Annotated in this window: 3 protein-coding genes; all 3 read left to right on the top strand. The window is 65.3% G+C overall.

Going from position 1 to position 3,508, the window contains the following annotated elements; translation table 11 throughout:
- Positions 1 to 184: hypothetical protein (locus CP49_RS48820; RefSeq protein ID WP_210183111.1), on the top strand; the 184-nt coding region annotated here is incomplete at its 5' end.
- A 242-nt stretch (positions 185 to 426) separates the two neighbouring features.
- Positions 427 to 2,253, top strand: a complete 1,827-nt coding sequence (locus CP49_RS35460; RefSeq protein WP_057854753.1) for an extracellular solute-binding protein — start codon at positions 427 to 429, stop codon at positions 2,251 to 2,253.
- A gap of 45 nt (positions 2,254 to 2,298) precedes the next feature.
- On the top strand, positions 2,299 to 3,508 hold a 1,210-nt coding region (locus CP49_RS35455; RefSeq protein WP_057854752.1), incomplete at its 3' end, for an AMP-binding protein.

Raw genomic sequence — 3,508 nt, 5'->3', positions numbered from 1 at the left:
GGCGGGCGCGGCAGGCGGGGCTTTGGGGGCCCCAGGAGCCGGCGCGGGCTGCTGCTGGGCCTGCGCGCCCGAAGCGATCAACGTTGCCGACAATGCCGAGGCCGCCAACAGGGCCAAAACCTGCCCACGCGGCCGGATCGACCCGGCCAAGATACCGAAATTCATTGCGGAAAACCCTTTCTGAACCGGAGCGCCCGAAACCGCTACAGGCACCGACACCAAGCCGCGCTGGGGCGGCTGTCTCGTTGGCAATTGAGGCGGATACGTGACAGGCGTTCCCGCCGTCATCAACTGCCCGCCTTCAATACAGCGGCAGACGAAAAGATCAATGCCGGCAAGGTTCTTTGGTGTTCCTCGCAGGCTGGCGCCGGAGCCTATGGTAAAGCTTGCTTCGTGCGCATTTCCGAATCAAATTCCTGCCCGCCTATGACCGTCTCCGGACGTATCCGGCTGCGTGTGTTGGTCGGCATTGCCCTCGCGCTGGGTGTGGCGCTGGTCGCCCCTAGCTGTGGGGCGAAGGCGGCTGAAAGCCACGCCTTGGCAATGCACGGTACCCCGGCCCTTCCCGCCGGTTTCACGCATATGCCCTACACCAATCCCGATGCGCCGAAGGGCGGGCGGCTGGTCTGGGGCATCCTGGGAACCTTCGACAGCCTCAACCCCCTGATCGTCCGCGGCCTCGCCGTTCAGCAGATCAGGGGATTTGTGGTCGAGAGCCTGATGGCGCGCGGCAATGACGAGGCCTTCACGCTCTATGGCTTGCTGGCCAAAAGCGTCGAGACCGACGACGCGCGCAGCTACGTCACCTTCCATATCGACCCCAGGGCGCGCTTCGCTGACGGCAAGCCGGTCACGGCAGAGGACGTCCTGTTTTCGTGGACCTTGCTGCGCGACAAGGGCCGCCCCAATCACCGCCAGTATTATTCCAAGGTCGCAAAGGCCGAGGCGTCCGATCCGCTCACCGTGCGGTTCGATTTCGGCGGCGCTAACGACCGGGAACTGCCGTTGATCCTCGGCCTGATGCCGGTCTTGCCGCGGCATGCGGTCGATCCCGCGACGTTCGAGGAAACCACGATGAGCGGACCGATCGGCTCCGGCCCCTATCGCGTCACCGCCGTCAAGCCGGGCGCCAGCGTCACGCTGACCCGCAATCCCGAATACTGGGGCCGTGACCTCCCAGTAAACCGCGGGTTGTGGAATTTCGACGAGATCAGGCTCGACTTCTATCGCGAGTCCAACGGACAGTTCGAGGCGTTCAAGCGCGGCCTCTATGACTTTCGCGTCGAGCACGAACCACTGCGCTGGCACGATGGCTACGATTTTCCGGCGGCCCGCAGCGGTGAAGTGATCCGCGACACCATCAAGCCCGGAATGCCGCAACCGTCGGAATTCCTGGTGTTCAATACGCGGCGTCCGATGTTTTCAGACATCCGGGTGCGGCAGGCGCTCACGCTGCTGTTCGATTTCGAGTGGATCAACCGCAATTACTTTTTCGGACTCTATGCGCGCGCGGCGGGCTTCTTCGCGGGATCCGAATTGTCCGCCTATGCCCGCCCTGCCGACGAGCGCGAACGCGAGCTCTTGAAGCCGTTCGCCGAGCGCATCCGACCGGATATTCTCGACGGCAGTTATCGCCTGCCCCTCACCGACGGTTCGGGCCGCGATCGCACGACCTTGCGCAGTGCGCTGAAATTATTATCGGAAGCCGGCTACGATCTCGATGGAACCGTGCTGCGGCAGCGTTCGACTGGGACGCCGCTCGCCTTCGAAATCCTGGTGACGACGCGTGACCAGGAGCGGATCGCGCTGGCCTATCAGCGCGACCTCAAGCGCGCCGGGATCGAGGCCAGCGTGCGCGCGGTCGATCCTGTGCAGTTCGACCAGCGCCGGCTCGGTTACGAGTTCGACATGCTGCAGAACCGCTGGGATCAGTCGCTGTCCCCCGGCAACGAGCAATCATTCTACTGGGGCAGCCAGGCCGCCGACATTCCCGGCACGCGAAATTACATGGGGGCCAAGGAGCCCGCCATCGACGTCCTGATTGCGGCGCTGCTCGAGGCGCGCGAGCGCCCGGCCTTCGTGTCCACAGTGCGGGCGCTTGATCGCGCCCTGATGTCGGGATTCTACGCTATCCCCGTCTTTAACGTGCAGGAGCAATGGATTGCGCGATGGAATCGGATAGAACAACCTGCAGCGACCGCGTTGACGGGCTACCTGCCGGAAACCTGGTGGCAGAAGCCGGAAATGAAGTGAACTCGCCAAGCGATCCACCCCCCGTGACAGAACCGAAGTAACGCCGTGACCCAGCCCACCGCTTCGCCAACGCTCGATACGTTGTTCAAACGGAACCTGGCACGACAGCCGGATGCGCTGGCGCTGGTCGATGCCCCCAACAAGCCGCGCGTGACCGGCCAGCCGCCGAAGCGTCTCACCTTCGCGCAGGCCGACCGCATGATTTCGTCGTTGGCCGCGCACTTCATCGAATCCGGCTTGCCGTCCAATTCCGTGATCGCGGTTCAACTGCCGAACACCGTCGAATTCGCGCTTACCGTGCTCGCCGCCTTCCGCGCCGGCCTCGTCGTCGCGGTGTTGCCGCTGCTCTGGCGGCAGTCGGAATTGACCATGGCGCTCAACCGCACCGCCGCGCGGGCGATCGTGACCTCAGGCAAGGTCGACGGCGTGATCTATTCGGATATCGCCATGAACGCCGCCTCCGAAGCGTTCTCGATCCGCCATGTCTGCGGCTTCGGCAGCGAGCTGCCCGAAGGCATGGCCTCGCTCGACAACGCGATCTTCCGGGAATCCCCGACCACGCGCCCCGTCATCCAGGACGGCCGCAAAGCGGCGCTGATTTCCTTCGACGTCACTTCGGACGGCTTCCGGCCGGTCCCGCGTGCCCACCTCGGCCTGATTGCCGGCGGCCTGGCGATATCGCTCGAAAGCGACGTGCCGCAGGGCGCAACCGTCCTGTCGGCCTTCTCGCCGATGTCGTTCGCCGGCCTCACCTCCTCGCTGGCGGTCTGGCTGCTGTCGGGCGGGACACTGGTGCTGCACCATCCGTTCGACGAGGAGGTACTGGAACAGCAGATCAACGAGCAGCGCTGCGACACGCTGATTGCCCCTGCTCAACTGGCGCTGCGGCTGGACGAACTGGACCTCGCCGCGCGGATGCCGAGCCTGCGCAATGTCATCGGCCTGTGGCGTACGCCGGAACAGGTCGGCTCCAGCGCGTGCTGGGCCGCGCAACAGGCGACGCTGACGGATGTCTATCTGTTCGGCGAGGCCGGATTGTTTGGCGCGCGCCGAATCGCGGAGGACGGCTCGCCGGCCCTGATCAAGCCCGGCCCCCACGGCGCGCCGCGCGAATTGCCGGGATCGTCGATCGCAGGCGAGGTCCTGCTGACGCCACGCGGCACGCTCGGATTGCGCGGGCCGATGGTGCCGGTCGCGGCCTATGCACCGCCGCCACCGCCGAGCGACTCCCTGATTGCGTCGCCGCCGCGCGACT

This window comes from Bradyrhizobium valentinum, from assembly GCF_001440405.1.
Taxonomy (GTDB): Bacteria; Pseudomonadota; Alphaproteobacteria; order Rhizobiales; family Xanthobacteraceae; genus Bradyrhizobium; species Bradyrhizobium valentinum.
This window is presented reverse-complemented; position numbering and strand designations above follow the sequence as displayed.